Below are 7,025 nucleotides of genomic sequence, written 5' to 3' on the forward strand. Positions count from 1 at the left end.
TACTTCTTTTTTATTAATGATCAAACCAATTCCAAATCTCAATATCTCCAAGAGTCGCATAACGTACGTGCGGGGAGTTTTGTAATTTTAATAACTCTTTCGATGGGCCAGTAATAACAATTCCGTATACTTTTACACCGTTATCCTTTACATATTGATAACGTTTATCTAAGTTTAGTTCTTTCTCAGAAAGCGCTGCTATTTTGCTTACCGTTTTTTTATGGATAGAAAGGACGCGCATCATTTCGGTTACTTTGTCTTCTTGCGTTTTCTGCCCGTCAGTTTCATTATCGAGGAATCTTACATGTTCTGGAAACCCTATAGCTTCTCCGCCATGTAGGATATAGTCATCTACATTTTTTCTTTCTTGTCCTGTATCTAAAGCGTACCATACAGGAGTTGGAGGGAGTTTTTGTGCCTCGAATATGCTATATAAAAGCGGTTCTAATTCTTTTAAAGTGTAAGCTTTATCAAAAGAAATTGCTACTTCTGCAACGGTTCCATCATGTACTTTTGCAAGTGTATCCCATACTTTTTTTGATGAATCCTTTAAATAATCACCCAGCTCTGTTTTTGGATGAACAAAGAAGAGTTTTGGTTGATAGAACGGATTCATCCAAGTTTGCTTCGTGATATCTACAGATGATAAGAAGCTTTTTGTTTCTATTGTACCGAGGGGCATTTCTTTTTTACCGATGGTTCTTACTAAATCAAATTGGCTATTCGTACGGAAAAAAGCTTCTACACTTGTTCCGCCTCCCATAACGCGGCTATTTGGGATAGTTGCTTCAAGTGCAAGCGAAGGAACCTCTCTAATTTCTTTTAGCCTTTTATCATTATTAGATTGAAAATAAAAGGCTGATAATACCCCGCCGATTATATAGATAACGATGCAAATTGATAATATAAAACCAAACGTTTGTAAACGATGTTTCCACTTAATTCTCCAAAAAGGAATTTTAATATCTTTTGGAGGTAACTTTTTCTTAATTGGTTCTGTTTTTGTTAACAGCTCATCTAAGTAAGCTTCACACTCTTCACATGACTCAATATGACTTTCTAACAGTTCTTGTTCATCATGCGTGAGCGTTCCATTTTCATACTTCTTCCATAGTTTTTTAAATTCTGCACAGCCCATCTGTATCACTCCTTTATGCTTTTTATTTCTTTTCGTCCCCTGTGTAATTCAATTTTCACTTTCGCTAATGAGAAACCAGTCATTTCTGCTATTTCCTTATAGGAGAATCCATAGTAATCTCGTAGTAGCAGGGCATTTCGTCTTTCGAGCGGAAGAGAAGATAAACTGTCTAACCAACTAGCAATCTCATGTTTTACGAAATATTCATGTTCTGTACTTGGCACGTTTGGTAAATGGAATTCTTCCACTGTAGTTGTGTTATACTTTTTTTCTTTTCGATACCAATCGATAAAGGCGTTGTAGGCTATTGTAAATAACCACGGCCTAATTTCTTCTCCTTTATAATAATCAATATGGACGAGCATTCGGTAAAAGGTTTCTTGCATGAGATCTTCCGCATAGTGGGAATCTCCGGTTAGGGAGAGAAGATAGCGAAATAAATCTTGCATATGCTCGGAGTAAATGTCTTCTAATGATTGTTTGCGTTTCACTACATTTCCCTCCCTTCATACATAACAACGAAATACATATAAAAAAGTTACAATTTTTTATGGAATTATAGTAAAAAACGTCAAGAATTGGATAGGATTCTCTTTTATCATAATACATATAAGGCGGGTGAACAGAGATGGAAAGCTATGAAACACAAATTCAAAGATCAATTGATTATATTGAGGAAGATGTAATGGAAAAACAGACGCTGCGTAATTTAGCACGTATTGCAGGTTTTTCTGAGTCGCATTTTCATCGTGTATTTCAGGTATTAGTAGGTGATACAGTAATGGAGTATGTTCGAAAGCGGAGGTTAGCCCGGGCAGCTTATCAACTTTCTCATACGGATGAAAAAGTTATTGATATCGCATTTGAGCATGGCTTTCAATCTCACGAAACGTTCACGAGAGCCTTTAAGAAATTATTTCAAATGACCCCGAGTGAATATCGAAAACAAGAAATTGAAACACCGATGTATTACAGCGTGAATGTAAAGCAAAGAAAATTAAATCCGTATTTAGGAGGCATACAAATGGAATATCGTATTGTAAATAAACCAGAATTTTTAATGGCAGGTTATGAACTGAAGACGACAAGTAAAGAAGGGAAAAACCATCAAGACATCCCAGCATTTTGGCAAGAATATTTACAAAAAGATCTTGGAACAACGATTCCGAATCGTAAAGATACGAGCCAATGGGTAGAGCTTGGATTATGTACTGATTTTAATTTAGAAACAGGGGACTTCACTTATATTATTGGAATGGAAGTTACAGACTTTGAAAATGTACCAAATGAAATTGCAAAGCGTACTTTCCCTGCAGCAACATATGCAGTATTTACAACGCCGAAAGTTCCTCATAAAGAAATGGTATCGTCTATTCACCAAACTTGGAATGCAGTATTCTCAGAATGGTTCCCACATTCAGGGTATGAACATTGCGGAGTTACAGAGTTTGAACTGTACGATGAGCGTTGCCACGAAGATAAGAGTGAGTTTGCACAAGTAGAGCTTTGGATACCGGTGAAGAAAAAATAATAAGGTAAGAGCGAATCATTGGGAGATGGTTCGCTTTTTCATAAAAGGAGAAATGGGAAAATGTTCAAAAAACTAGAATGTGTATCTATACATACGAAAGATATAGAAAGATCAGTTTCTTTCTATAAAGAAATGGGAATGAAGCAAAACTGGATGATAGAAAGAGAACTAGAAGAAGGAGCTATTTGGACGTTAATAGGATTGAAATTTCCAGATGAGAAAAGTTCGGAGTTAGTAATAAGCAATCATCCGGATATTAATTTTACGGAAGTCGAAGTATTAGTAGAAGATGTACAACAAACGTATGAGAGTTTAAAAGATAATAAAGATGTAAAGTGGATTCGCGAACCATTTCCAACAGAATCAGGACATGTTGCAGTAATGGAAGCACCTGATGAGAATGTGTTTGTGTTAGTAGGGAAATAGCTGAAATATGGAGTGACCTTTCATAGTGAGTTATGAAGGGTTATTTTTACTTTGTATAGTAGTAGAGGAAGTAGGTTAGTATTGTCGATTTTTGTCGGTAAGTCGATATATCTAGAAAATCGCTGATATATTTTGAATTGCGCCGATATATTCAAAAAATCGCCGATATAATTTCATATACCGCTAAAACACCTCAAAAAAAACGATCTGCATAATTTCAATTACCGCAAAACTCTCCCAGAAAAGAAAAAAAGACGCCACATAGCGTCTTTCCTACGAACGAAACGGAAACACAAGAATAATCGTCGTTCCTTTTCCGAGTGCACTATCAACGGAAATTGTCCCGTTATGAGCATGAACGAGCTGTTTTGTAATGGCTAGGCCAAGTCCAGTTCCAATGTTGCTTTCTTCTGTGTTTGTTCCGCGGTAATATCGTTCAAATAGAAGTTCTTTCGTTTTTTCATCCATTCCTTTTCCATCATCTGAAATGGAGAGTGTAAAGGAATTAGCGTTTTGTGATAGTTTTACGATGACAGTAGTTGTTTCGTTATTATGTTTTACCGCGTTTACGAGTAAGTTTTCGATAATACGCTGGAACCATTTTTCTTCAATGAAATATTGAATTTTATTTGAGCTCGGTACGAATTCAATATTTTGATTTTGGAGTGTTGGATTGTTAATAAATTGCAATAATACTTTTTGAACGAACTGATTGATTTCAACGTTTACGTGTTGGGCAGGAAGGCTGTTATTTTTTAATTGATACGTTAAGCTTAAATCATCAATTAATGTCGTCATATATTGAGATTTCTCTTTCATAACACTACCAAATTGCTGAATATCACGATCAGTCCAGTTATATTGATTCGATTCGAGTAATAATGCGTAGCCATATATAGAGCTAAGTGGTGTTTTTAAATCATGCGTTAGACCGGTAATCCATTCTTCTCGTGTTTGCTGGAGTACTTGCCTCATCGCATCATTTTTTTTGAGTGTAATAGAAAGGTGTTCTAGTGAACTTGTTACATCTCTAAACAAACGGAATGACCATTTTTCTTTACCAGATCGCCGGAACCTGACAGGTTTTCCTTTTTTACTAATAGGTTCTTCATACTTTCCACCAGCGATATTTTTTAGCCAGCGCATCGCATGTAATAACGGTTTTCCGAATTTATTACCGTACCAAATAGAAAGAATGACTAAATAAACAAATACGATAAGAAGGATTAATCCGCATCCGATGAGAAACTTCTTAGTAAATACATCTTCAATTTCGTCATCTGGATAGTAGTGCTCATTTTTTGCAGTTACAACGAGAAGGTTGCCACTATTTGCATCGTAAAAGCTAGACGTGTTTTCTTTATGATTCCACGGTTCTTTTTCATTAAGGGCAATTTGTATTGCTGAAAATGTTTTTTTCTTTCCAGTTGGATAGGAAAAAACCTCTTCGCCATTTTGATTAAATATTTGAAGTGTTGCTTTTTCTTTAGATAGTAACTGTTTTTCTTGGTCTGTTAATGCGAACGAATCCATCGTTAAAGAGGAATGCTCCTTTTGAATTGCTGTCAGTAACGCATTGCTTTTTAACATACCACCATAAATAACAAGTGCTTTCTTTTCTTCTAATTCAATTTCCCAATATGTAAATTTATAATTGCTTTCGATATGATGTTGTATATATGCGACTAAAGATGTCTTCGTATAAGCATCCGGAACATCATTTGGTGTATTAAAGTGGTAGAGGATTTTTCCGTTTTCATCTACAACTTGGAGCCAATCATTTTTCTCCTTTATTAAATCTTGCACTTCAGATTGTAACGAAATATGCCCATCTTCTGAAGAGATGTATCTTGAAATTGTAAAACTATCAGAATCTGGAATGTTAGGTTCGTATAAAGTACTAGTAAGAAGAAAAATTAAATAAGTAAAAGCAGCAACTACAGCGATAAGTAATGTAACTAAAACAAAAACGTGTTGCATGATAAATTGAATAATAAGTCGTTTATTAAAATTCATATCGTCACCCTACTTTGTAACGAACTTATAACCAAGCCCGCGAACGGTTTTTATATATTCTGGTTTACTTGGATCATGTTCAATTTTTTCACGTAGTTTTCGAATGTGGACCATAACAGTGTTGTCATCGCCATTATAGGCAGGTGCTCCCCAAACTTTTTCATATATTTCCTCTTTCGAAAATACGTAGTTCGGATTCTCGCAAAAGAAGAGTAGTAGTTGAAAGAGTTGAGCAGAGCATTCGACAATGTGCCCATCTACTGTTAGTTCTGCAGAGTGCTGATCAATTTCAAATCTTCCAAATGAAATTGAGTGTGGTTTTTGTTCGTGTGGTACGGTTTGTTTCATATGTCTCCGAAGCTGTGCTTTCATACGTGCTACTACTTCTAATGGATTAAATGGTTTCGTAATATAATCATCTGCACCGTATGAAAATCCGGATATTTTATCTAAATCAGATGCTTTTGCTGATAGGAAGAAAATTGGACAATCTGTTTGTTGGCGAATGATTGGACAAATATCAAAACCAGATTGTCCAGGAAGCATTACATCTAAAATAATTAAATCGTAATTGTTTTGCTTAGTTAGAGATAAAGCCATTTCAGCTGATGTTGCAGTTGTAATATGAGAAAAGCCTTCTTTTTCAAGAATGGTAGTTAGTAATTGTAAAATTGCTGTTTCATCATCAACGAGTAAAATATTTGCTTGGTACATAAACATCCCTCCTAATTTTCTCGAATATCATATCATCATTTTGTAACTTATGGAATTTTTAAGGAAATTTTAAGGTTTTCTTTCGCAAAAAATTAAGAATCAAATGATATGATAAAAGTAACATAGGGGAGGAGATGAGTGTGAACCCGTTTCAAGTGATGCGAGCTAGATATTTTTTAATTGTATTTGCACTATTAATTTTAATAGCGAGAAGTAGTGGCGATTTGCTAACAAGTATATTTCATATACAAAATTCTTCTTTTATAAATATCCTTATATTCTATATCCTTCCGATGGTATGGATTTCTTATGAGTATAGAAAGCACCACATTTCATTTTCATTATTTGTTAATAAAAATGAAACATTTAACTTGGTACAAGTTTTATACATTACGGTTATGTTATGCATGTTTAGTTACGGGTATCTTATTTTGTATATGTATAGTTTTGCATGGATTACACCGGACTTTATTATGAACGCCCTGCATGAACCAATTGTAGATAGTACTGGGGGATATGTATCTCAAGTCATTAGGGTCGTATTCATCGCACCAATTATCGGGGAATTTGTTTTTCGCGGATTTTTACTTCAACGTTTTGCAACAAAATGGGGAACGAGCATAGCGACCATCGTTGTAGCAATATTGTTTGCGTTGTTACATGTTGATTTCCTCGGTGCAGCCATATTCAGCATCGTATTGTCAATCGTATATATTCGTACGAAAAGTTTACTCATGCCAATTGCAATACATATGTTAAACAATGCATTTGTAATAGGTGCGTCTTTTCTAATAAGTAGAGAAAAAATTATTAGTTTTGCCGATTTCTCAAATTATACGACATTCTTTCCTGGACTTATTATTTTTATAACAGGATTAAACTTAGTACTTATCTTTTTATTTGTTAATCGCAAATATTGGAGTAAAGAAGTGCCGGTTATATATGCAGAGCAGGAAAAGAGCTTTTCAGATGTAGTCGGGAGTAAATAAGATGAAGAAGACGGTTGAAAAAATATTAAAAGACATTATAGATTCTACGTCTATTACAGATATGTGTGATAAAAGCGTTTGTCATTGGCTTCAACCTGTAGTAGATACGATTGTGTTTCCAGAGTATTACTTATTTTCTAGTACTCATTTAAAAGAAAATATTATTTCTCTTCTTATTGTGTTCGGGGTTTTACTAATATTTGGTCTAATT

The 7,025-nt window shown here is 34.7% G+C and carries 7 protein-coding genes and 1 pseudogene; 4 read left to right on the forward strand and 4 right to left on the reverse strand.

Translation table 11 applies throughout. The features are described from left to right. Positions 1-13: 13 nt before the first annotated feature. Entirely contained in the window at positions 14-1,138 is a 1,125-nt protein-coding gene (locus ACQGSG_RS09585) for an anti-sigma factor (protein ID WP_325842718.1), read from the reverse strand. Positions 1,139-1,143: 5 nt separating this feature from the next. Further along, positions 1,144-1,629, reverse strand: a complete 486-nt coding sequence (locus tag ACQGSG_RS09590) for an RNA polymerase sigma factor (RefSeq protein WP_087948062.1) — start codon at positions 1,627-1,629, stop codon at positions 1,144-1,146. A 137-nt stretch (positions 1,630-1,766) separates the two neighbouring features. Here ACQGSG_RS09590 and ACQGSG_RS09595 point away from each other — a divergent pair, with 137 nt between their 5' ends. Continuing rightward, a complete protein-coding gene (locus ACQGSG_RS09595) occupies positions 1,767-2,669 on the forward strand; it encodes an AraC family transcriptional regulator (RefSeq protein WP_098222755.1) in 903 nt (300 codons plus the stop codon). 60 nt (positions 2,670-2,729) lie between these two features. Beyond that, a complete protein-coding gene (locus ACQGSG_RS09600; RefSeq protein ID WP_000473643.1) occupies positions 2,730-3,095 on the forward strand; it encodes a VOC family protein in 366 nt (121 codons plus the stop codon). 273 nt (positions 3,096-3,368) lie between these two features. Here the strand turns inward: ACQGSG_RS09600 and ACQGSG_RS09605 are convergent, their stop codons facing one another. Then, positions 3,369-5,111: a sensor histidine kinase gene (locus ACQGSG_RS09605; RefSeq protein ID WP_001010440.1), complete on the reverse strand. Its 1,743-nt coding sequence runs from the start codon at positions 5,109-5,111 to the stop codon at positions 3,369-3,371. Between the two features lie 9 nt (positions 5,112-5,120). Then, positions 5,121-5,825 (reverse strand): response regulator transcription factor, encoded by a 705-nt coding sequence (locus ACQGSG_RS09610; protein ID WP_000283870.1) that lies wholly within the window; start codon positions 5,823-5,825, stop codon positions 5,121-5,123. Between the two features lie 140 nt (positions 5,826-5,965). On the opposite strand from ACQGSG_RS09610, the gene ACQGSG_RS09615 reads away from it, so the two are divergent. Then, positions 5,966-6,814, forward strand: a complete 849-nt coding sequence (locus ACQGSG_RS09615) for a CPBP family intramembrane glutamic endopeptidase (RefSeq protein ID WP_001067984.1) — start codon at positions 5,966-5,968, stop codon at positions 6,812-6,814. A 1-nt stretch (position 6,815) separates the two neighbouring features. After that, positions 6,816-7,025: pseudogene (locus ACQGSG_RS09620) on the forward strand (hypothetical protein); the annotation flags it as partial.

This window comes from Bacillus sp. GMa5/1 (assembly GCF_050172015.1).
In the GTDB taxonomy this organism is placed as follows: domain Bacteria; phylum Bacillota; class Bacilli; order Bacillales; family Bacillaceae_G; genus Bacillus_A; species Bacillus_A cereus.